The sequence below is a fragment of the Limimaricola cinnabarinus genome (genome assembly GCF_002723615.1).
GTDB classification, from domain to species: domain Bacteria; phylum Pseudomonadota; class Alphaproteobacteria; order Rhodobacterales; family Rhodobacteraceae; genus Limimaricola; species Limimaricola cinnabarinus_B.
In genome coordinates, this window is the sequence record NZ_KZ304951.1 from 340,479 (window position 1) to 360,766 (window position 20,288).

General features: G+C 69.0%; 19 protein-coding genes and 1 tRNA gene. 9 read left to right on the forward strand and 11 right to left on the reverse strand.

All coding sequences use genetic code 11. From position 1 onward, the window contains the following. The first annotated feature begins 118 nt into the window (after positions 1 to 118). Complete coding sequence (locus CJ301_RS01640) at positions 119 to 1,315, forward strand: pyridoxal phosphate-dependent aminotransferase (protein WP_099273549.1); 1,197 nt, start codon at positions 119 to 121, stop codon at positions 1,313 to 1,315. A gap of 61 nt (positions 1,316 to 1,376) precedes the next feature. Here CJ301_RS01640 and CJ301_RS01645 read toward each other — a convergent pair whose 3' ends face one another. The 3 genes from CJ301_RS01645 to CJ301_RS01655 form a co-directional block, all read right to left on the reverse strand. Continuing rightward, positions 1,377 to 1,985, reverse strand: coding sequence for an outer membrane protein (locus CJ301_RS01645; protein ID WP_254050031.1), 609 nt, complete (start codon positions 1,983 to 1,985; stop codon positions 1,377 to 1,379). A gap of 196 nt (positions 1,986 to 2,181) precedes the next feature. Next, complete coding sequence (gene aroB / locus CJ301_RS01650) at positions 2,182 to 3,303, reverse strand: 3-dehydroquinate synthase (protein WP_099273551.1); 1,122 nt, start codon at positions 3,301 to 3,303, stop codon at positions 2,182 to 2,184. Then, the gene (locus CJ301_RS01655) at positions 3,300 to 3,878 is read right to left on the reverse strand and encodes a shikimate kinase (RefSeq protein ID WP_254050032.1); all 579 of its coding nucleotides are present in this window, start codon (positions 3,876 to 3,878) and stop codon (positions 3,300 to 3,302) included. Before CJ301_RS01655 ends, aroB begins: the two co-directional genes overlap by 4 nt. Positions 3,879 to 4,039: 161 nt before the next feature. On the opposite strand from CJ301_RS01655, the gene CJ301_RS18560 reads away from it, so the two are divergent. The 4 genes from CJ301_RS18560 to CJ301_RS01675 are packed head-to-tail and all read left to right on the forward strand — an operon-like array spanning position 4,040 to position 8,094. Next, positions 4,040 to 4,210 carry a hypothetical protein gene (locus CJ301_RS18560; protein WP_162620367.1) on the forward strand — a complete coding sequence of 57 codons (171 nt, stop codon included), beginning with the start codon at positions 4,040 to 4,042 and terminating at the stop codon, positions 4,208 to 4,210. Beyond that, on the forward strand, positions 4,207 to 5,772 hold the full coding sequence (locus CJ301_RS01665; RefSeq protein ID WP_254050033.1) for a hypothetical protein: 1,566 nt from the start codon (positions 4,207 to 4,209) through the stop codon (positions 5,770 to 5,772). Before CJ301_RS18560 ends, CJ301_RS01665 begins: the two co-directional genes overlap by 4 nt. Further along, complete coding sequence (locus tag CJ301_RS01670) at positions 5,769 to 6,731, forward strand: tyrosine recombinase (protein ID WP_254050034.1); 963 nt, start codon at positions 5,769 to 5,771, stop codon at positions 6,729 to 6,731. The genes CJ301_RS01665 and CJ301_RS01670 overlap by 4 nt, the downstream gene beginning before the upstream one ends. A gap of 52 nt (positions 6,732 to 6,783) precedes the next feature. Continuing rightward, a complete protein-coding gene (locus tag CJ301_RS01675; RefSeq protein ID WP_099273553.1) occupies positions 6,784 to 8,094 on the forward strand; it encodes an HlyC/CorC family transporter in 1,311 nt (436 codons plus the stop codon). Positions 8,095 to 8,187: 93 nt separating this feature from the next. Here CJ301_RS01675 and CJ301_RS01680 read toward each other — a convergent pair whose 3' ends face one another. After that, a complete protein-coding gene (locus CJ301_RS01680) occupies positions 8,188 to 8,613 on the reverse strand; it encodes a hypothetical protein (protein WP_099273555.1) in 426 nt (141 codons plus the stop codon). A gap of 507 nt (positions 8,614 to 9,120) precedes the next feature. Here CJ301_RS01680 and CJ301_RS01685 point away from each other — a divergent pair. Next, the gene (locus CJ301_RS01685; protein ID WP_099273557.1) at positions 9,121 to 9,786 is read left to right on the forward strand and encodes an invasion associated locus B family protein; all 666 of its coding nucleotides are present in this window, start codon (positions 9,121 to 9,123) and stop codon (positions 9,784 to 9,786) included. Positions 9,787 to 9,856: 70 nt separating this feature from the next. On the opposite strand, the gene CJ301_RS01690 is transcribed toward CJ301_RS01685, so the two are convergent. The 4 genes from CJ301_RS01690 to CJ301_RS01705 form a co-directional block, all read right to left on the reverse strand. Further along, entirely contained in the window at positions 9,857 to 11,077 is a 1,221-nt protein-coding gene (locus CJ301_RS01690; RefSeq protein WP_099273560.1) for a beta-ketoacyl-[acyl-carrier-protein] synthase family protein, read from the reverse strand. After that, positions 11,074 to 11,340, reverse strand: a complete 267-nt coding sequence (locus CJ301_RS01695; protein WP_099273562.1) for an acyl carrier protein — start codon at positions 11,338 to 11,340, stop codon at positions 11,074 to 11,076. The genes CJ301_RS01690 and CJ301_RS01695 overlap by 4 nt, the downstream gene beginning before the upstream one ends. Before the next feature lie 82 nt (positions 11,341 to 11,422). Beyond that, positions 11,423 to 12,490, reverse strand: coding sequence for a UDP-3-O-(3-hydroxymyristoyl)glucosamine N-acyltransferase (locus CJ301_RS01700; protein ID WP_099273564.1), 1,068 nt, complete (start codon positions 12,488 to 12,490; stop codon positions 11,423 to 11,425). A gap of 27 nt (positions 12,491 to 12,517) precedes the next feature. Then, positions 12,518 to 14,140, reverse strand: a complete 1,623-nt coding sequence (locus CJ301_RS01705) for a L,D-transpeptidase family protein (protein ID WP_099273566.1) — start codon at positions 14,138 to 14,140, stop codon at positions 12,518 to 12,520. A gap of 327 nt (positions 14,141 to 14,467) precedes the next feature. Here CJ301_RS01705 and CJ301_RS01710 point away from each other — a divergent pair, with 327 nt between their 5' ends. Beyond that, positions 14,468 to 15,040, forward strand: a complete 573-nt coding sequence (locus CJ301_RS01710; protein ID WP_437438403.1) for a YcbK family protein — start codon at positions 14,468 to 14,470, stop codon at positions 15,038 to 15,040. A 183-nt stretch (positions 15,041 to 15,223) separates the two neighbouring features. Here CJ301_RS01710 and tig read toward each other — a convergent pair whose 3' ends face one another. The 3 genes from tig to CJ301_RS01725 form a co-directional block, all read right to left on the reverse strand. Further along, complete coding sequence (tig, locus tag CJ301_RS01715; RefSeq protein ID WP_099273568.1) at positions 15,224 to 16,552, reverse strand: trigger factor; 1,329 nt, start codon at positions 16,550 to 16,552, stop codon at positions 15,224 to 15,226. A 28-nt stretch (positions 16,553 to 16,580) separates the two neighbouring features. Further along, a tRNA-Leu gene (locus CJ301_RS01720) sits at positions 16,581 to 16,665 on the reverse strand. 116 nt (positions 16,666 to 16,781) lie between these two features. Further along, positions 16,782 to 18,281 (reverse strand): NAD(P)H-hydrate dehydratase, encoded by a 1,500-nt coding sequence (locus CJ301_RS01725; RefSeq protein ID WP_099274170.1) that lies wholly within the window; start codon positions 18,279 to 18,281, stop codon positions 16,782 to 16,784. 192 nt (positions 18,282 to 18,473) lie between these two features. On the opposite strand from CJ301_RS01725, the gene CJ301_RS01730 reads away from it, so the two are divergent. Together CJ301_RS01730 and glnA are read left to right on the forward strand one after the other, a co-directional pair. Beyond that, entirely contained in the window at positions 18,474 to 18,812 is a 339-nt protein-coding gene (locus CJ301_RS01730) for a P-II family nitrogen regulator (protein ID WP_017928800.1), read from the forward strand. Positions 18,813 to 18,877: 65 nt separating this feature from the next. Further along, complete coding sequence (gene glnA / locus CJ301_RS01735; RefSeq protein WP_099273570.1) at positions 18,878 to 20,284, forward strand: type I glutamate--ammonia ligase; 1,407 nt, start codon at positions 18,878 to 18,880, stop codon at positions 20,282 to 20,284. Positions 20,285 to 20,288: the final 4 nt, after the last annotated feature.

Consider the following 20,288-nt stretch of genomic DNA (forward strand, 5'->3'; position numbering starts at 1 on the left):
TGATGCAGCCGATAATGATGCTCGTGCTCGTCATGGGATGCGATCTAGCAGCCGCATCCCCCCGCGTCCAGCGTCTCGGGCGTTGACAGCCGCGCGCGGGCGCGCCCTTTTGCATGCCATGGAACTTTCGCATCGCATCACGCGCATCAATGACGGCGGCTCGGACGGGTGGGACCTGTTTCGCAAGGCGCGCCGGATGATCGCCTCCGGCGTGCCCGTGGTCGAGCTGACCATCGGCGAGCACGACATCCGCACCGACCCGCGCATTCTCGACGCGATGGACCGCGCCGCGCGCGGCGGCCATACCGGATACGCCGCCGTGGCCGGGACCGATGCGCTGCGGGCCGAGATCGCCCACCGCGTGGCCGCGCAAAGCGGTGTCGCCACCACGCCCGAGAACGTGCTGGTGGTGCCCGGCGGTCAGGCCGGGCTGTTCATGGCCCATATGGCGGCCTGCGAGCCGGGCGACGCCGCGCTCTATGTCGATCCCTATTACGCGACCTATCCCGGCACGCTGCGCGCGGCCGGCGCAAGGGCGATCGCGGTGGCGGCGCGGCCCGAGCACGGCTTCGTGCCGCAAGCCGGGGATATCGAGGCGGCGATCGACGCGGCGGGCGGCCCGGTGCGCTCCTTGCTGATCAACAGCCCCAACAACCCCACGGGCGCGGTCTATGACCGCGCGGCGCTGGAGCGGATCGGCGCGGTCTGCGAGCGGCGCGACCTGTGGCTGATTTCCGACGAGGTCTATGAGGGGCAGGTCTGGGAAGGCGCGCATCTGAGCCCGCGCGCCCTGCCCGGCCTCGCCCAACGCAGCTTGGTCGTGGGCTCGATGTCCAAGGGCCATGCCATGACCGGCAGCCGCGTCGGCTGGATCATCGGCCCGGCGGAGGCGATCGTGGCGCTCGAGGATCTCGCCACCAACATGACCTATGGCCTTCCGGGTTTCATACAGGATGCGGCGCTGCACGCGTTGCGGCTCGGGCCTGTCTTCGAGGCCGAGATCGCCGCCCCCTTCCGGCGCAGGCGCGAGATCGCGCGGCGGCTTGTCGCGGCGCAGGAGGTGGTGCGCGCCGTGCCGATGCAGGGCGCGATGTATGCGCTGCTCGACATCCGCGCGACGGGGCTGTCGGGCGAAGCCTTTGCCGAGGCGCTGCTGGAGCGCGAGCGGATCGCCGTCATGCCCGGCGAAAGCTTCGGCCAGGCGGCGCGGGGGCATGTGAGGGTGGCGCTGACGGTCGAGGACGCGCGGCTCGAGGCGGCGCTGGCCCGGCTGCTCGCGCTGGCGGGCGAGCTGGCGGAAAAAAGGGGGCCGTGACCGGCCCCCTTTTTCCTCGTGCGGTTCTTCGAGCGGCCCGGCGGTTGGCCGGGCCGTTCGATCAGAAGCGGTAGGAGATGCGCGCGGCGGCGGTGGTCGCGTCGAGATCGGTGTCACCGAGGTCTTCGAACTCGTGCTTGAGCACTTCGGCACCGACGGTGACGTTCTCGGTGACCTTGTAGTCGACACCGGCACCGTAGACATAGCCGTCGAACTGGTCCTCACCGTCGATCTCGTCGGCGGTGTAGGCGCTGGCGTAGCCCGCGGTCACGTAGGGCAGGAAGGCGCCCGCGTCATAGCCCGCGCGCAGCTTGGCGGCGGCGATGCCGTCGATCTCGTTGCCGGTGGCCTCGTCTTCGATCTCGGCGCCGGCATAGGAGATTTCGCCACCGAGGACGAGCTTGCCGAAGTCGTAGTCGTAGCCGAGCTGGGCACCATAGACCGAGCCGTCATCGTCGAAGCTGTCGTCATCGGCTTCGGTCTCGCCATAGCCGAGCTGACCACCGGCATAGAAACCGGTCCAATCGCTCACGGCGACCGGAGCGGGGGCGACGGCGACGGGCGCGGTCGGGGCCACCGGGTCGGCGACGGGCATGGCCAGGCCACCGGCAAAGGCGGGGGCGGAGAGCAGGCCGAGGGCCAGCGCGGAGGTGAGGGTCTTGGTCATCATCTGTAGCTCCTGTTCGTACATTGCCCGGCCGCCCAAGTTCGGGGAGGAAGCGACCGCGGCAGACGCCCGGCTTTACCGGTGCGCCCATGACGAACACATGGCGCAGTTAAGTGTTCAATACGATTGCACAAAAATGCGCAGCCCCGACGCCGTGCACGCGCAGAATCCTGCCCGCCTTTCGGCGGCACTCTGCCGATTACCCGGCGGCACTCGCGCGCAGAACCTCGATCACGGCCTCGCGCGGCACATCGGAGGTCACGAATGCGTGACCGATGCCGCGCGCCAGCACGAAACGCAGCACGCCTTCCTTCACCTTCTTGTCCTGCCCCATCAGTTCGAGCAGCGACTCGGGCCCCGGCAGATCGCCCGGAATGTCGCGCAGCTCGGCGCGCATGCCCATTTCGGCGAGATGCGCGCGCAGGCGGCTCGGCTCTTCTTGCGAACACAGGCCCAGCCGGGCCGAAAGATCGAAGGCAAGCGCGCAGCCGATCGCCACCCCCTCGCCATGCCTGAGCCGGTCCGAATAGCCCGTCGCCGCCTCCAGCGCGTGGCAGAAGGTATGGCCGAGATTGAGCAGCGCCCGGTCGCCCTGCTCGGTCTCGTCGCGCATCACGATCTCGGCCTTCATCTCGCAGGAGCGGCGCACCGCTTCGAGCCGCGCCGCTGCGTCGCCGTCGCGCAGGCGCGGGCCATGGGTCTCCAGCCATGCAAAGAATTCGGCATCACCCAGCAGCCCGTATTTCACCACCTCGCCATAGCCCGACAGGAATTCGCGCTCGGGCAGCGTGTCGAGAAGCGCGATATCGGCGAGCACGAGCGCGGGCTGGTGGAACGCCCCGGCGAGGTTCTTGCCCTGCGCGGTGTTGATGCCGGTCTTGCCGCCGACCGAGCTGTCGACCTGCGCGAGCAGCGTGGTCGGGATCTGCACGAAGCGGACGCCGCGCCGCATGATCGCGGCGGCAAAGCCCGCGAGATCGCCGATCACGCCACCGCCGAAAGCGACCACGAGATCGCCGCGCTCGACCCGGTTCTCGATCATCCATTCGGTGGCGCGCGCCAGCCCGTCCCAAGACTTGGTCGCCTCGCCTTCGGGCAGGGCAAGGCTCACCGCCTCGATGCCATCGGCGGCCAGCCCCTCGATCAGCGTGGCCAGATGCGCCCGCGCCACCGTCTCATCGGTCACGATGGCGACGCGGCTGCGCCGCAGCAGCGGCGCGATGTGCCGCCCGGCCTGCGCCGTAAGCCCGGCGCCGACATGAATGTCATAGGCGCGCCCCGGCAGGTCGACCCGGACGGTGGCGGTCTGTGGTGCGGTCATCGGCGGGTCTCCAGTATATCGGGGCGGGTGGCGAGAAGCTCGATCACGCGGTCGGTGGTGCGGTCGATCGAATCCCCGGCCTGCGCGGTGAGCCGCAGCTCGGCCTGCGCGTAGATGTCGCGCCGCTCATCGAGCAGCCGCGCCAGCGTTGCGCGCGGATCGGCGGTGCGCAGCAAAGGCCGGGTCGATTTGTGGCGGACGCGCTCCCACAGAAGATCGAGATCCGCATCGAGCCAGAGCGCCGCGCCGCGCTCCGCGATGAGCGCGCGGTTCTGCGGCGCGAGATAGGCGCCGCCGCCGGTCGAGATGACGCGCGGCCCGGCCGCGAGCAGCCGCGACAGCACCTCGCTTTCGCGCGCGCGAAAGAAGGCCTCGCCGTCGCGCGCGAAGATCTCGGCGATGGTGCGGCCCGCGGCCTCCTCGATCGCGGCGTCGCTGTCCACGAAACCGCATCCCAGGCGGGTCGACAGGGCGCGGCCGATCGCGGTCTTGCCCGAGCCCATCATGCCCACCAGCACCACGGGTCGGAGCAGCCCGCCGCCGCCCATGGCCTTCGCGCCGTCCTTCGCCGTCATCCGCGCCTTTTCGCCTCCGTCGAGCTTCCGTCGCGCCCCGCCGGGCGGGGCTGGCAATTTCTCGCCCTGAATGACGTGATATCCGCCGAAAGACCAGTTATGAATCGCTCGAAAGAGGCGGCGCAGGTCCGCCCGCGGACCGGGGCAAGGGAACGAGTAAGATGCTGAGACGACTGATCTGGGCGCTGGTGAAGGCGGCGCTGATCCTTGTGGTGCTGGCGGCGCTGGGCGTGCTGGCCTATGCCTATGTGGGGCCCATGCTGTTCCCCGCCGATTTCGCCGCCCCCGCGACGGAGGTGGTCAAACCCGTCACCCTCGAGATCGGCCAGTGATCAAGACGTCGCGTCTTCTGCTCGCGGCGGGCGCGATGGCGGCCTTGGCCTCCGGCGGCGCGGCCCAGACCGAGGCGAGCGGCGGAGAACCGCTCTCGGCGATCGACTGGCTGTCACGGTCGGTGACGCCGCCCCCCGTGGCCGATATCGGCCCGCCCGAAGCGCCGGTGGCCGACAGCGCCGCCGCGCCGCGGATCTCGGTGCAGCCGCTCGATTCCGCCTCGCCCGACTCGGTGGGCCTTGTCGCGCCGCGGCTGTCGGGCCTGCCGCGCGGGCTGTGGTCGGCCAGCGCGCAGGACAAGCTGATCGCGCTGATCGAGGCGCAGCCGATCGAAACGCTGCCCGCGGTCGAGGGGCTGTTGCGCCTGCTCATGCTGGCCGCGGCCGATCCGCCGGCCGGCGCCGACGCGCGCGGCAAGCTGTTTCTGGCCCGGATCGACCGGCTGCTCGAAACCGCGGCGCTGGAGCCCGCGGCGGAGCTTCTGCAGGAGGCCGGACCCGACGATCCCGAGCGGTTTCGCCGCTGGTTCGACATCGCCCTGCTGACGGGAACGGAGAACACCGCCTGCCGGGCCATGCGCGACAAGCCCGCCATCGCGCCGACCTGGCCGGCGCGCATCTTCTGCCTCGCGCGCGAGGGCGATTGGCAGGCGGCGGCGCTGACGCTCAATTCGGCCCGCGCGCTGGGCGAGGTGACGGATGCCGAGGACGCGATGCTGTCGCGTTTCCTCGACCCCGATTACTACGAGGGCGAACCGCCGCTGGAGGCGCCCGAACGGGTGACGCCGCTGGTCTACCGGCTGCGCGAGGCGGTGGGCGAGACCATGCCCGCCGCCGGCCTGCCCCGCGCCTTCAGCCATGCCGATCTGCGCCCGACCAAGGCCTGGCGCGCGCAGCTCGAAGCGGCCGAACGCCTCGCGCGTCACGGCGCGATCGAGCCCGCGCGCCTGTTCGGCATCTATACCGCGCGCACCCCCGCCGCCTCGGGCGGCATCTGGGACCGGGCCGCCGCGGTCCAGGCCTTCGACACCGCGCTGCGGGCCGAGGACCGGCGGGCCGTGGCCGAGACCCTGCCCGCGGCGTGGACGGCGATGCGCGCGGCCCGGCTGCGCGCCGCCTTCGCGCAGCACTACGCCACCGATCTCGCCGCGCTGGAGCTGCCCGACACGGTCGCCGGCATCGCGCTGGAGGTGGCGCTGCTCGGCCCCGATTACGAGGCCGCCGCCTTGGCGCCGGACGCGCCGATCGACAATGCGGGCCTTGCGGCGGCGCTGGCGCGCGGGCTGAGCGCGCCGCCCTTCGGCCCGCCGCCCGAAGAGCCGATGGCGCTGGCGCTGCTCGACGGCTTTTCGGACCGCGCGCCGCCCGAGGCGCTTGCGCGGATGATCGAGGAGGATCGGCTGGGCGAGGCCATCCTGCGGGCGACGCTGCTCATCGATCAGGGCCGCGCCGGCGACACGGGCGCGCTGTCCGACGGGCTGGCCACGCTGCGCGCGGTCGGGATGGAGGAGGTGGCGCGCCGCATCGCGTTGCAGGTGCTCTTGCTGGACAGACCCGCATGAGCCGGTCGCAGGCCGCGACGATGCCGATGCCGCACTGGATCTCGGCCTTTCTAGAGGCGCAGGCCGCCGAGCTCGACGCGGCCCGCAACACCCTGCTCGCCTATGGGCGCGACCTGAACGCCTTTGCGGGGTGGCTGGCCTATCGAAACCGCCATTTCGCCGATGCGACGCAGAACGATGTCGAGAGTTACCTCGTCTCCTGCGAGGCCGAGGGGCTCTCCAGCGCCACCCGCGCGCGGCGGCTCTCCTCGATCCGGCAGCTCTACCGCTTCGCCTTCGAGGAGGGCTGGCGCGAGGACAACCCGGCGATCCGGCTCAAGGGCCCGGGCCGCGCGCGCCGCCTGCCCGGCACGCTTTCGCGCGAGGAGGTCGAGGCGCTGCTTGCGGCGGCGCGCGAGCATCCGCGCGACCCGTTGCGCGCCACCTGCCTGATGGAGCTGCTCTACGCCACGGGGCTGCGCGTCTCGGAGCTGGTCAGCCTGCCGGTCGCGGCGCTGCGCGGCGACCCCGAGATGCTGCTGGTGCGCGGCAAGGGCGGGCGCGAGCGCATGGTGCCCTTGTCGCGCCCGGCCCGCGTCGCGGCCGCCGCATGGCTGGCCCGGCGCGATGCCATGCAGGCGGCGCAGACCGCCGCCGGCAAGCCCGAATCGCGCTTTCTCTTTCCCGCGCGCGGGCGGGACGGCCACCTGACCCGCCAGAGCTTCTTCGTCATGGTCAAGGAGCTGGCCGCGCGCGCCGGCATCGCGCCCGACCAGGTGACGCCGCATGTGCTGCGCCACGCCTTCGCGAGCCACCTTCTCGCCGGCGGCGCGGATCTCAGGGCGATCCAGGCGCTGCTCGGCCATGCCGATCTTTCGACCACCGAGATCTATACCCACGTGCAAGGCGAGCGCCTCAGCGCGCTCGTGCATGCGCACCACCCCCTTGCCCGCGCCGGGACGCGCGACGACAAGGCTTGATCGACACCGCCCCGCCCCATACCTCGGCAGGGCCAAACTTGCGAAGGACCCCATGGAAACCGCCCTCGACGCCGCCTTCTGGATCACCAGCATCGCGATCCTCCTTCTTCTGGTGGCTTCGGCCTTCTTCTCGGGCTCCGAGACGGCGCTGACCGCCGCCTCGCGCGGCAAGCTGCGCGCCGCGGCCGATCGCGGCTCCAAGGGAGCCGAGCAGGCGTTGCATGTCACCGAAGACAACGAGCGGCTGATCGGCTCGGTGCTGCTGGGCAACAACGTCGTCAACATCCTCGCTACCTCGCTCGCCACCGCGCTTCTGACCCGCGTCTTCGGCGACAGCGGCGTTGCCGCGGCGACTCTGGTGATGACGCTCCTGGTGCTGATCTTCGCCGAGGTGCTGCCCAAGACCTATGCCATCACCAATGCCGAGACCTTCGCCAGCGCCGTCGCGCGGCCCATCGGCTGGGTGATCCTGATCTTCGCGCCGGTCGTCTCGGCGGTGCAGGTGCTGGTGCGGGCGCTCTTGCGGATGGTCGGCGTGCGCACCGACCCCGACACCAACGTGCTGGCGGTGCGCGAGGAGATCGCCGGCGCGCTCAGCCTCGGCCACGAGGAGGGCGTGGTCGACCGCGAGGACCGCAACCGCATCCTCGGCGCGCTCGATCTGGGCGACCGCACGGTCGAGGAGGTGATGCTGCACCGCTCCAACATCGCGATGATCGACGCCGGCCGCCCGGCGACCGAAATCCTGACGCTCTGCCTCGAAAGCCCGCATACCCGGCTGCCGCTCTACCGCGACGAGCCCGAGAACATCGTCGGCATCCTCCATGCCAAGGACCTGCTGCGCGCCATGCACAGGATGATGATGGGCGACGGCGCCGTCGACACGGCGGAGCTGGAAAGCTTCGACATCATGGATGTCGCGATGACGCCCTATTTCATCCCCGAGACCACGACGCTCGACGACCAGATGCGGCAGTTTCTCAAGCGGCACACGCATTTCGCGCTGGTGGTCGATGAATACGGCGCGCTGCGCGGGCTGATCACGCTCGAGGACATCCTCGAAGAGATCGTCGGCGAGATCTCGGACGAGTTCGACGCCGAGCGCGAGGAGCCGATCGCGATGACCGAGGATGGCGCCTATGTGATCGACGGCTCGATGACGATCCGCGATCTCAACCGGCGGCAGGACTGGAACCTGCCCGACGAGGAGGCCAACACCATCGCGGGCCTCGTCATCCACGAAGCGCAGATGATCCCGACCGAGGGGCAGGTGTTCAGCTTCCACGGCTTCCGCTTCGAGGTCATCGCCAAGGAAGAGAACCGGATCGCGACGCTGAAGATCCGCCCGCTCGACGCGGCCTGATCGCAAGCCCTGTCACCGGCCTTGCCCTGCAAGGCCAAGGGGCCGGCCTTTCTCGCGAAAGGCCGGCCCCTTTTTCCCCTTGAACTTGCGGCTTCAGGCGGCGCCGAGCTGCGAGGCCGGGCGCGGCTTGCGCCGCAGCATCCTGACCTGTTCCCCGGCCTCGTCGCCATCGCGCACGTCGCGTTCATGCGACAGACGGTACCACGTGCCGTCATCCGACAGGTAGGTCGAGGCGCAGCGGGCGCGCAGCGGTGTCGAGCAGCAATCGCGCCATGCCACGATGGAGTAGCTCAGAAGGACGGTGTCGTCCTCCTGCTGCAGGGTCTGGTCGGTCATCTCGACCGCCTCCCATTGCCGCGCCGGGCGCAACCCGCGCAAGGCGGCGTCGCGATCCTGAATGTCGGCCGGATACGGAATCACCAACTCACCTCCTGAATCGAGGCGGCGCTGATAGAATTCCCCGCCATCGAACCAATGTCTTTTCTCGAGCGTCCAGAGCGTTTCGGCCAGCGGCGCCATTCGGTTCCTCCCATGCGTCATTATCTGTTCTCCCGTGGCACAAACGTTACAGGATTGTTTCCGTTCCGTCAGCAGATCAGTCCTCATGGTTTTGTATCGAATCGTACGTATTACTTGGGCGTGAATCGTCCAGCCCGGCGGGGCGGTCTGGCGACAAAGCGGGCGAAATCTTGCTGCGCGCTGCGAAACGGCAGGGATCCATAAAGGGTTTGATGGCATGATGGGGCTGTCGGGCGATGGGCCCGGCGACCTCCCTGTCAGACTTGCCGCGCCTTCGGGCGCGGTTTTTTTGCGGGTTATCCTTGCAGTTTCGGGGGTTACCGGTTGACGTCGGGGCCGCCCTCGCCTAGCTTCCGGTCAATTAGTCGGCCAAGTCCGACAGGGAGACACGGGAAAGGGGGCCGCCACGCGGCCCCCTTTCTCCGTCTCGACAGCCCGCGCTTTCGCGCCTGACAGCTTGCGCGGGCCATGATAGATCCGCGCCGACACTGAAAAACGGGATGCCAAATGCCGACACGACTGACCCTTCTGGCCAGCGCCGCCCTGCTGGCCCTCGCCACCCCTCTCGCCGCGCAGGAGACCGCCGCGCCGGACGAGCCCGCGGAAACCGCCGCTCCTGCCGAGCCCGCCGCGCCCGAGGCACCGGCCGACTCCGCGGCCGAGGCTCCGACGGATACCGCCCCCGCCCCCGCCGAGACCCCTGATGCCGCCGAGCGCCCGGGCCAGCCCTATATCGCCGAAACCCACGATGATTGGGCGCTGCGCTGCATGCGCGCGCCCGAGGGCGAGACCGATCCCTGCCAGCTCTACCAGCTGCTCGAGGATGGCGAGGGCAACGCGGTGGCCGAGGTCAGCCTGCTGCCGCTCGGCGATGCGGCGCAGGCCGCCGCCGGCGTGACCGTGGTGGTGCCGCTCGAGACCCTGCTGACCGAGGCGCTGTCGCTGTCGATCGACGGCGGCGAGACCGCGCGCTACCCGTTCAGCTTCTGCAACCCCGCCGGTTGCGTCGCCCGCTTCGGTCTGTCCGACCCGCAGCTGGCCGCCTTCAAGCGGGGCCGCGCGGGCGAGCTGCGCATCGTTCCGGCCGCGGCACCCGACCGCGAGGTGACGCTCGAGATGTCGCTCACCGGCTTCACCGCCGGCTTCGATGCGGTCAGCGCCGCCGTCGAATAAGCCCTTTGCCGCATGAAACAGGGGCGCGGCCGCACATGGCCGCGCCCCTTTCCTTTGTTCCGGCGTCGCCTCAGGCCGCGCGCAGCGCCAGCACCGCGTTGAGCCCGCCAAAGGCAAAGGCGTTCGACAGAACCGCCTCGACGCGGGCCTCGCGCGCCACGTTCGGCACCACGTCGAGCGCGCATTCCGGGTCGGGCAGCTCGAAGCCGATGGTCGGGGCGATCACCCCCTCGCGCAGCGCCATGATGCAGGCCAGAAGCTCCACCGCGCCGGTGCCGCCGATCAGATGGCCATGCATCGACTTGGTCGAGGAGATCATCAGGTCGTCGGCAGCCGCGCCGAAGACATGCGCCACCGCGGCGCATTCGCTCTTGTCATTGGCCGCCGTGCCGGTGCCATGGGCGTTGATGTAGCCCACCTGCTCGGGCACGAGCCCCGCATCGCGCATCGCGATGCGCATCGCCCGCTCGCCCCCCTCCCGCGAGGGCATCACGATATCGGCCGCATCCGACGTCATGCCGAAGCCCGCCACCTCCGCGAGGATCTCGGCCCCGCGCGCGCGCGCGTGCTCGTACTCCTCGAACACGAAGACCGCGGCGCCCTCGCCCTGCACCATGCCGTTGCGATTGGCCGAGAACGGGCGGCAGGCGTCCTTGGACATGACCCGCAGGCCCTCCCACGCCTTCACCCCGCCAAAGCAGAGCATTGCCTCCGCGCCACCCGTCAGCATGGCGCGGCACATGCCAGAGCGGATCATCTGGAAGGCCAGCCCCATCGCGTGGTTCGAGCTGGAGCAGGCGGTGGCGACGGTGAAGCTCGGGCCGCGCAGGTTGTATTCCATGCTGACATGGCTGGCGGCAGCATTGTTCATCAGCTTCGGGACCACGAAGGGGTGAACGCGGTTCTTCCCCTCCTCGTAGACGTTGCGGTAATTCTCGTCCCAGGTGTTCACGCCGCCGCCCGCGGTGCCGAGCACCACGCCCGACATCTCGCTCTCCTCATCCGAGAATGAGATGCCCGATTGCGCCATCGCCTGCCGCGCGGCGAGCAGGGTGAACTGGGTGAAGCGGTCATAGAGGGCGATCTGCTGGCGATTGAAATGCGCCTGCTCGTCATAGCCCTTCACCTGCGCGCCGATCTGCACCGACAGGCGCTCCACGTCGCGCAGCTCCAAAGGCCCGATGCCGCAGCGCCCCTCGCGCATCGCCGCAAGGGTCGAGCCGACGTCATGGCCGAGGCTGTTGATCGTGCCCGCGCCGGTGATGACGACGCGGCGAGGCCCGCCGCTCATGCGCTTGCGTGCTGCTCTTGGACCAGCCGCTCAACGGCATCCGTGATGGCCGCGACCGACGAGATGTCGAAATCGCTTTCCTCGGGGGCGTTGGCATTGAACGGCACCGAGATGTCGAAGGCCTCTTCTATGGCGAAGATGCTCTCCACCAGCCCGAGGCTGTCGATGCCGAGATCGGCCGGGCTGTGCTCGGGCTTCACCTCGCCCGGCTCCAGCATCGCCTGCTCGGCGATGATGGCGGTCACCTTGTCGCGCAAATCCATGTGTCCAGCTTCCCCTCGCCGATCCATGTCCCGCGCCCGAGATAGTCGCTCGGACGCAAGTTTGAAACCGTAAAGGCGGGCCTCAGCCCTTCTGCTTCGCCAGGTCGCGCAGGATGCGCGGCAGGCGGCGCAGCGCCTTGTAGCTTTCGACCTGGCTGTCGATCTTGGTCGCGGGATAGCCCATCATCACCCGCCCTGCCGGCACGTTCGACAGCACGATCGAGCCGCCGGTGAGCACCACGTCGGCGCCGATGGTCAGGTTGTCCGAGACGCCGACCTTGCCGCCGAGCACCGAGCGGTCGCCGATCGTCACCGAGCCCGCGAGACCGACATGGCCGCACAGCAGGCAGTGATCGCCGATCACGCAGTTGTGGCCGACCTGCACGAGATTATCGATCTTGGAGCCATTGCCGACCCGCGTGGGCCGGATCGTGCCCGCATCTACCGTGGCGCAGGCGCCGATCTCCACGTCGTCGCCCAGGATCACCGAACCGAGGCTGTGGATGCGGTGCCAGGTCGGGTCGCTCTCCTCGGACACCGTGCCCTGCCCCAGCTCGGCGCGCGCGGTCTCGACATGGCTCGCATCCTCGGTGACGAAGGAAAAGCCGTCGCCGCCGATCACGGCGTTGGGCTGCACGATCAGCCGCGTGCCGGCGACGACATTGCGCCCCAGCCGCGCGCCCGAATGGATCAGCGCCCCCTCGCCCAGCCGCACGCCCGGCCCGATCGAGGCCTGCGCCATGATCCGCGCGCCCGCGCCGATCACCGCGCCCGCGCCGATCACCGCCAGCGGGCCGATGAAAGCATCCGCACCGATCTCGGCGGAAGGGTCGATGACGGCCGAGGGATGAATGCCGGGCGCGACATCGGCGGCATCGAGAAGCTGGGTGAGACGGGCCATGGCGAGCCGGCCGCGCGGCGCGATCACCGCGCCTTCGAGCCCCATCGCCTGCCAGTCGGCCTCGGGCCAGACCAGCGCCGCGCGCGCGCGCCCCTGCCCCAGCGCCTCGGCGTAGCGCGGCGACATGGCGAGCGCGAGATCCATCGGCCCCGCCTGCGCCGGCTCGGCGGCGCCGGTCACGCGCACCGCGCCGTCACCGACCAGCTCGGCGCCGAGTGCCTTGGCGATATCGCTCAGTGTGTAATCCATCACGCTTCCCCTTGTATCGGGGCCGATCTAGCTTGCGGGGCGCGAGATCGCCACCCCTTCGCGCTCCAGCGCCGACCAGATCGTCGCGTCGCGCCCATAGATATCGCGCCGGAACTGCAGCCCGCCCTCGGCATCGGTGAAGGCGGTGCGGTAGATCAGATGCACCGGCACTGGCGTCTCGAGATTCACCCGCGTCTCGCGCCCCGTGGCCAGACGCGACCGGAAGAAGCCCTCCGGGTCCTCCTCCTGCGCGGCCAGCAGCGCATGGGCGAAGTCGAACGGATCGCTGAGCCGCACGCAGCCATGGCTGAAGGCGCGGGTCTCGCGGCCGAACAGCGACTTGGCGGGCGTGTCGTGCAGGTAGATGTTGTAGCGGTTGGGGAACATGAATTTCACCAGCCCCAGCGCGTTGGAGTTCGAGGGCGGCTGGCGCATCGAATAGGGAAAGCTGCTTGCGTCGTAGCGGGAGAAGTCGATCGCGCCGTGGCTCACCTCGCGCCCCGACCGGTCGGTGATCAGGATCTGGCTCGCGGCGTTGCGGTTGCGCTTGAGCTGCGGGAGGTACTCGTTCACCACGATCGAGCGCGGCACGTACCAGCTCGGATTGATGACCATGTGTTCCATGACGTCCGAGAATTCGGGCGTCTGCCGGTCGTCCGAGGTCGCGCCGATCACCGAGCGGGTGCGAAAGGTCTCGCGCTCGTCATCGATGATGGTGGCGCTGTAATCGGTGAGGTTGACGAGAACATGCCGTTCGCCGCGGTCCATGTTGGTCCAGCGCTCGCGCTCCATCGCGACGAGCACGGATTGCAGCCGTTCCTCGACCGAGCGGTTCAGCTCGGCCAGCGTGCCCGGTCCGACGACGCCGTCGACCGCGAGACCGTGGCGGCGCTGGAATTCGCGCACCGCCACGACCATGCCTGGATCCATGACCGCCACCGAGACCGGCTCGAGCAGCCCCATGGCGACGAGCCGGTCGCGCAGCGCCACCACCGCCGGGCCGCTGTCGCCCGCCACGATCTTGCCGCCCGGAACGCGCGGCCCCCAGCCACCGGCGTCGAGCGCGCGTTGCAGCTCGGCGCGGGCGCGCATCAGCCGGCCATATTCGGGCGCGGTCGGCGCAAGACCGCGCAGGAAGGCCACCGGTTCGGCATCAAGAAAGCCCGCGAGCGTCTCGGCCGGATCGCGCAAGGGCACCTCGCGGCGAATGAGCGGCACCACCCGGCCCGGTTCGAGCATCCCCGTCTGAAGGTCGCGCGCGTAGCGCAGAAAGACGCGGGTCATCTCGACATCCATCGCCGCGCGTTCCTCGGCGCTGCGCGCGGCGCGCAGCCGCGCCGCCAGCCCCTCGGGGTCGTAGCGCGCGACGGGCAGGCCATGCGCATCCGCGCTCGACAGGGCCGAAAGCAGCGCGTTGCGCCGCGCCACGGCGGCGGCCTGCGTGCCGGTCCAGATCCCCGCGAAGCCACGGGCGCGGTAATTCTCCGCCAGCCCCGCCTGACCGGCGACGGTCTCCGCGACCGCCTGCCGGAACGGGGTGATCTGCGCCAGCGGCTCGGCGCCGAGGGGGGAGGACAGCGACAGGGCGATTCCCGCGCTCAGCACGAGGGACCCGAGGGAAGGAAGGCGGCGGCGGGGGACGAGCAGCATGGGGGCACCGTGAAGGTCAGAAGGATCCGGCGGGATCTCGTGGCGGTGATAGACGCCGGCATTCTGCACGGCCAAGAAAGGATCGACGCCCGGAGAGCGAAACCATTTGCAGCGCGGCAAATGCGCCACGAAACCCGGGGCTTGAGATACAATGCGCCGACCGTTGCGCAAGTTCCCGCCGATTTTCCCTTTCTTCACCCGGTTATCCGATAACCGGCCTTGGTCGAGTCGTCCTCCCATGCGATAGAGAGGCTGCATCTGGGGATGGATGGCAAAAATGCCCGTGAAACTGCGGGCCCACAGGTAAGCGACGGGACAGGCGCTCACATGATGAAAAATCTTCGCACGGCGGGCATGACCCGCCGCGGTCTCCTTGGCGCGTTCGCGGCCACGGCAGTCACCGCAGCTCCGACCTATTCGAATGCGGCCGGTTTCCTGAGGCGTGCGGGCGATGTCCGCAGGATCTCGATGTATTCCGAGCGGACCGGCGAAAAGATCGACACGATCTACTGGATCGAAGGCGAGTACATCGCCGAGGCGATCCGCGAGATCAACGTCTTCATGCGCGACTGGCGCAATGACGAGCTGATGGACATCGACACCCGCACCGTCGACATCATGTCCGCCTCGCATGGCCTGCTCGAAGCAAGCGAACCCTACATGCTGCTGTCGGGCTACCGCTCGCCGGCCACCAACGCGATGCTGCGCCGCCGCTCCTCGGGCGTGGCCAAGAACTCGCTGCACCTCAAGGGCCAGGCCGCCGATCTGCGGCTCGCCAGCCGCAGCGTGAACCAGATGGCGCGCGCCGCCGCGGCCTGCAAGGCCGGTGGCGTCGGCAAGTATTCGGGCTCGAACTTCGTCCACATGGATTGCGGCGCGGTCCGCAGCTGGGGCAGCTGAGCCAAGAGAATTTCCGAGACCTGCTGCACAGGTTGGAAGGGGCGTCCCATGTAGGGGCGCCCTTTCTCGTTGCGGCACCCCTGAACTCGCACCGGCCTTCGAAGCCTTCGCGAAGAGACTTCCGAAACGCGAAAGGCCGCCCCGAAGGGCGGCCCTTGCATCATTCGATCGGTGGCGAGAGGCTCAGGCCTCGTCGTCGAGCGCCTCGACGGCCTTCTGGAGATCTTCCTTGGAGACCTCCTTTTCCTCGACCTTGGCCTGCTCGAGGATGTGGTCGATGACCTTGTCCTCGAAGATCGGGGCCTGGATCTGCTGGCGCATCTGCGGGTTCTGCTGAACGAATTCAAAGAACTGCCGCTCCTGGCCGCGATACTGGCGCGCCTGATTGAGAATCGCCTGGGTCAGCTCCTGGTCGGTGACCTGGATCTCGGCCTTCTGACCGATCTCGGCCAGGAGCAGGCCGAGCTTCACGCGGCGCTCGGCGAGCTTGTTGTGCTCGTCGGTGGGCTCGATCTCGCCGTGGTCGTGGCCGTGATCCTCGGGGTGCTCCTCGTGGTAGAGCTGGTGCGCGATCTGCTTGGCCTCGGCCTCGACGAGGCTCGGCGGCAGGTCGAACGAGACCTTCTCGTCGAGGATGTCCAGAAGCTTGCGCTTGGCGACCGCGCGCGACGCGCCCGAATACTCGGCCTCGAGACGCTCGGCGATCTGCGACTTCAGAGAAGCGAGATCCTCGGCGCCGAACTTCTTGGCGAGCTCATCGTCGATCTCGGCCTTCTGCGGGGCCTTCACCGCCTTGACCTTGCACTCGAACACCGCCGATTTGCCGGCGAGGTTCTGGGCCTGGTAGTCCTCGGGGAAGTTGACCTCGACGTTCTTTTCTTCGCCGGCCTTCACGCCCTTCAGCCCGTCTTCGAAGCCGGGGATGAAGGAGTTGGAGCCGAGCACCAGCGGGTAATCCTCGGCGGCGCCGCCTTCGAAGGCCTCGCCGTCGATCTTGCCGAGGAAGTCGATGACGACCTGGTCGCCCTCTTCGGCCGCGCCGTCCTTGTCCTCGAAGTTCTGCGCGGTCTCGGCGAGGTTGCCCAGCGCCTCGTCGATCGCGGCGTCGTCGGCCACGACCTTCAGACGCTCGATCTCGACATCGGAGAAATCGGCCTCGGGGATCTCGGGCAGCTTCTCGTAGGAGACGGTGACCTCGACGTCGTCGCCTTCTTTCCAGTCGTCATTGGCCATCTTCACCTCGGGCTGCATCGCCGGGCGATCGCCGCTTTCCTCGAGGTGGTTCGACAGCGCGCCGTCGATGCTTTCCTGCATGGCTTCGCCGAGCACGCGCGGGCCGAACTGCTTCTTGAGCAGCGACAGCGGCACCTTGCCCTTGCGGAAGCCCTTCATGGCGACCTCGGGCTGGGCTTCGACCAGCTTTTCCTGCACCTTGGCGTCCAGTTCGGCGGCGGGCAGCGTGATCGTGTAGCCGCGCTTGAGGCCGTCGTTGAGGGTCTCGGTGACCTGCATCTGTCGTCCTTTTCTCAGTCGTGTTTCCTGGTGCGGGTGAAGGGACTCGAACCCCCACGCCTTGCGGCGCCAGAACCTAAATCTGGTGCGTCTACCAGTTCCGCCACACCCGCATGTCTCTTTGGGGAGGCTTGAACGGCCCCCCCGGAATTCTCGGCGCTGTCTAGCAAAGCCCGAAGCGGTGCGCCACGGGAAAAAAGCGGGCTGCCGTGGCGGCCCGCAGAGCCCCTCAGAGCCCCATCTCGCGCATCAGCCCCGGCAGCTGGTCGGGAATATCCTCGGCGATCAGCCCGGGCCCGAAGCGGCGCGCGGCGGCGACATGCAGCCACGCCGCGTCGCGGCCCGCCTCGAATCCCGGCCAGCCGCGCGCCATCAGCCCCGCCGCCATCCCGGCCAGCACGTCGCCCGCCCCGGCGGTGGCAAGCCATGGCGCGGCGCGCTCGAAAACCCCGGCATTGACGCGCGCCCGCCCGTCCGGTGCGGCGATCACCGTGTCGGGCCCCTTGAGCAGCACGGCACAGCCCGCCCTTGCCGCCGCCTCGCGCGCGGCGTCGAGGCGCGAAAAGGCCGGACCGGCATCGGGATCGCCTTCGAGCCGATCCGACAGATCGGGAAAGAGCCGCGCGAACTCCCCGTCATGCGGGGTGAGCAGGCAGTTCTCGTGCAGCGCCGCGCGCAATTCCGTGTCGCCTGCGACGAGGCTCAGCGCATCCGCATCGAGCACGGTGGCGCGGCGCGCGGCGAGAGCGCCCGCGACAAGGTCCCGCTCGCGCGCCCGCACCCCCAGCCCCGGGCCGAGCAGCAGCGCGTTGAGCCGGTCGTCTTCGAGCATTTCGTCGAGCGCCGCGCGGTCGCGCAATCGCCGCAGCATGACCGCATCGAGCCGGGCCGCGTTCTCCTGCAGCGCGGCGGGCGGGCAGGCCATCGTCGCCAGCCCCGCGCCGATCCGAAGCGCCGCGCGCGCGGCCATGCGCGCCGCGCCGCCGCGCCCCACCCCGCCCGACAGGACCAGCGCGTGGCCATACCCGTATTTGTGCCCCGACCGCTTGGCGAGGTGTTCGGGCGGCTGGGTCAGCCTGACGGGGGCTTCCGTCCCTTCGAGCCCGATGTCGCGGTTGTCGAGGGCGCCGCAGCGCGCCGGGCCCTCGGCCAGCACATGGCCGCGCTTGGGCGCGTGAAAGCTCACCGTGAGATCCGCGTCGATGCAGCGCCCGCCAAGCGCCCGGCCGCTGTCCGAGCACAGCCCCGAGGGCAGGTCGACCGCCAGCATCCGCCGCGCCCCCGCGCCGAGCACCGGCTTCAGCCGGGCATCAAGGGGCCGGGTCAGGCCGAGGCCGAACAGCGCGTCGATGACGAGATCGGCGCGCCGCACCGCCCCCGCCGCCTCGTCCCAATCCTTGATCGCGCCCATGCCGGCCCAGAGCGCCGCCTGCGCCGCCGCATCCGCTTGGCGTGCAGGCGCAAGCGCGCAAAGCTCCACCGTCCAGCCGCGCGCCGCGAGCAGGCGAGCCACGGCGTAGCCATCGCCGCCATTGCCCCCCGGCCCGCAGAGCACGCAGGCGCGCGCCCCCGCGCCGAGCATGGGCCATTGCGCCTGCAAGGCGGCAAGCACCGCCTCCGCCGCCCGCTCCATCAGCACGAGACCGGGCGTGCCGCGTTCGATCGCGCGGGCTTCGGCCGCGCGCATTTCGGCGGCGCTCAGCAGCGGCGCTCCGTCGAAAATGCCCATGGATGCGGCGGTCTCCTGCGGCGATCGGGGGCTTTCATTCTCGGATTGCATCATTCGGAGCCATCCTGCACAAATTTTAATCACGCTCGTGGATTTTCGAGGCCTTGGCCGGGCTCGGTCCGGGCGGATGATTGAGGTGGTCGGGCCGACATGGTTTCACGCCACAGAACGCGGACGCAAGGGATGCGCGACATGAAGAAGATCGAGGCGATCATCAAGCCGTTCAAGCTCGACGAGGTGAAGGAGGCGCTGCAGGAAGCCGGGGTGCAGGGTCTTTCGGTCGTCGAGGTCAAGGGCTTCGGACGCCAGAAGGGCCACACGGAGCTCTATCGCGGCGCCGAATACGTGGTCGATTTCCTGCCCAAGGTGAAGGTCGAGGTGGTCCTGCCCGACGATCAGGTCGAGCGCGCGATCGCCGCCATCGTCGATGCCGCCAAGACCGACAAGATCGGCGACGGCAAGATCTTCGTCTCGCCCGTCGAACAGGCGATCCGCATCCGCACCGGAGAATTCGGCGACGACGCGATCTGATCCGCGCGTCGCGAGGGGGCGCCGCCCCCTTTTCACGAACACGAGACAACAAGGAAGGCAGTCAGATGGACAGCGCCACGATTCTGAAGATGATCAAGGACGAGGAAGTCGAATATGTCGACATCCGCTTCACCGATCCCAAGGGCAAGCTGCAGCACGTCACCGTGGTCAACGATCTCGTCGACGAGGACTTCCTCGAGGAAGGCTTCATGTTCGACGGCTCCTCGATCGCCGGGTGGAAGTCGATCGAGCAGTCCGACATGAAGCTGATGCCGGCCTTCGACAGCGCCTATATCGATCCGTTCTACGCCGAGAAGACGCTGTGCATCCATTGCACCGTGGTCGAGCCCGACACCGGCGAGCCCTATGACCGCGACCCGCGCGGCACCGCGCTGAAGGCCGAGGCCTACCTCAAGTCCTCGGGCATCGGCGACACCGCCTTCATGGGCCCCGAGGCCGAGTTCTTCATCTTCGACGACGTGCGCTTCGCCGTCACCTCGAACAAGGTCTCCTTCCATGTCGACGCCGTCGACGGCGCCTGGAACACCGACACCGAATACGAGGTCGGCAACACCGGCCACCGTCCGGGCGTCAAGGGCGGCTACTTCCCCGCCAACCCGATCGACGATGCGCAGGACATGCGCGGCGAGATGCTCTCGACCATGAAGCGCATGGGCATGAAGGTCGACAAGCACCACCATGAGGTCGCCTCGTGCCAGCACGAGCTGGGCCTGATCTTCGGCACGCTGACCCACCAGGCCGACGAGATCCAGAAGTACAAATACGTGATCCACAACGTGGCCCAGGCCTACGGCAAGTCGGCGACCTTCATGCCCAAGCCGATCTCGGGCGACAACGGCTCTGGCATGCATGTGAACATGTCGATCTGGAAGGACGGCAAGCCGCTGTTCGCCGGCGACAAATATGCCGATCTCAGCCAGGAGGCGCTCTACTTCATCGGCGGCATCCTCAAGCACGCCAAGGCGCTCAACGCGATCACCAACCCGACCACCAACAGCTACAAGCGGCTGATCCCGGGCTTCGAGGCGCCGGTGCTGCGCGCCTATTCGGCCCGCAACCGCTCGGGCTGCGTGCGCATCCCGTGGTCCGAAAGCCCGAAGGCCAAGCGCGTCGAGGCCCGCTTCCCCGATCCGGCCGCCAACCCCTATCTGTGCTTTTCGGCGCTGCTGATGGCCGGCCTCGACGGCATCCGCAACAAGATCGACCCGGGCCCGGCCTCGGACAAGGATCTCTACGACCTGCCGCCCGAGGAGCTGGCCGAGATCCCGACCGTCTGCGGCAGCTTGCGCGAGGCGCTCGAGGCGCTCGAGGCCGATCACGAGTTCCTGCTCGCGGGCGACGTGTTCACCAAGAGCCAGCTCGAAGGCTACATGGCGCTCAGGTGGGAAGAGGTCTACGCCTACGAGCACACGCCGCACCCGGTCGAGTACAAGCTGTACTATTCCTGCTGATCGC

Excerpts from the sequence above, each read along its gene's own strand:
- CJ301_RS01640 (WP_099273549.1), top strand. The coding sequence starts at position 119 with ATGGAACTTTCGCATCGCATCACGCGCATCAATGACGGCGGCTCGGAC.
- CJ301_RS01645 (WP_254050031.1), bottom strand. The coding sequence starts at position 1,985 with ATGATGACCAAGACCCTCACCTCCGCGCTGGCCCTCGGCCTGCTCTCC.
- aroB (WP_099273551.1), bottom strand. The coding sequence starts at position 3,303 with ATGACCGCACCACAGACCGCCACCGTCCGGGTCGACCTGCCGGGGCGC.
- CJ301_RS01655 (WP_254050032.1), bottom strand. The coding sequence starts at position 3,878 with ATGACGGCGAAGGACGGCGCGAAGGCCATGGGCGGCGGCGGGCTGCTC.
- CJ301_RS18560 (WP_162620367.1), top strand. The coding sequence starts at position 4,040 with ATGCTGAGACGACTGATCTGGGCGCTGGTGAAGGCGGCGCTGATCCTT.
- CJ301_RS01670 (WP_254050034.1), top strand. The coding sequence starts at position 5,769 with ATGAGCCGGTCGCAGGCCGCGACGATGCCGATGCCGCACTGGATCTCG.
- CJ301_RS01675 (WP_099273553.1), top strand. The coding sequence starts at position 6,784 with ATGGAAACCGCCCTCGACGCCGCCTTCTGGATCACCAGCATCGCGATC.
- CJ301_RS01680 (WP_099273555.1), bottom strand. The coding sequence starts at position 8,613 with ATGGCGCCGCTGGCCGAAACGCTCTGGACGCTCGAGAAAAGACATTGG.
- CJ301_RS01685 (WP_099273557.1), top strand. The coding sequence starts at position 9,121 with ATGCCGACACGACTGACCCTTCTGGCCAGCGCCGCCCTGCTGGCCCTC.
- CJ301_RS01690 (WP_099273560.1), bottom strand. The coding sequence starts at position 11,077 with ATGAGCGGCGGGCCTCGCCGCGTCGTCATCACCGGCGCGGGCACGATC.
- CJ301_RS01695 (WP_099273562.1), bottom strand. The coding sequence starts at position 11,340 with ATGGATTTGCGCGACAAGGTGACCGCCATCATCGCCGAGCAGGCGATG.
- CJ301_RS01700 (WP_099273564.1), bottom strand. The coding sequence starts at position 12,490 with ATGGATTACACACTGAGCGATATCGCCAAGGCACTCGGCGCCGAGCTG.
- CJ301_RS01705 (WP_099273566.1), bottom strand. The coding sequence starts at position 14,140 with ATGCTGCTCGTCCCCCGCCGCCGCCTTCCTTCCCTCGGGTCCCTCGTG.
- CJ301_RS01710 (WP_437438403.1), top strand. The coding sequence starts at position 14,468 with ATGATGAAAAATCTTCGCACGGCGGGCATGACCCGCCGCGGTCTCCTT.
- tig (WP_099273568.1), bottom strand. The coding sequence starts at position 16,552 with ATGCAGGTCACCGAGACCCTCAACGACGGCCTCAAGCGCGGCTACACG.
- CJ301_RS01725 (WP_099274170.1), bottom strand. The coding sequence starts at position 18,281 with ATGGGCATTTTCGACGGAGCGCCGCTGCTGAGCGCCGCCGAAATGCGC.
- CJ301_RS01730 (WP_017928800.1), top strand. The coding sequence starts at position 18,474 with ATGAAGAAGATCGAGGCGATCATCAAGCCGTTCAAGCTCGACGAGGTG.
- glnA (WP_099273570.1), top strand. The coding sequence starts at position 18,878 with ATGGACAGCGCCACGATTCTGAAGATGATCAAGGACGAGGAAGTCGAA.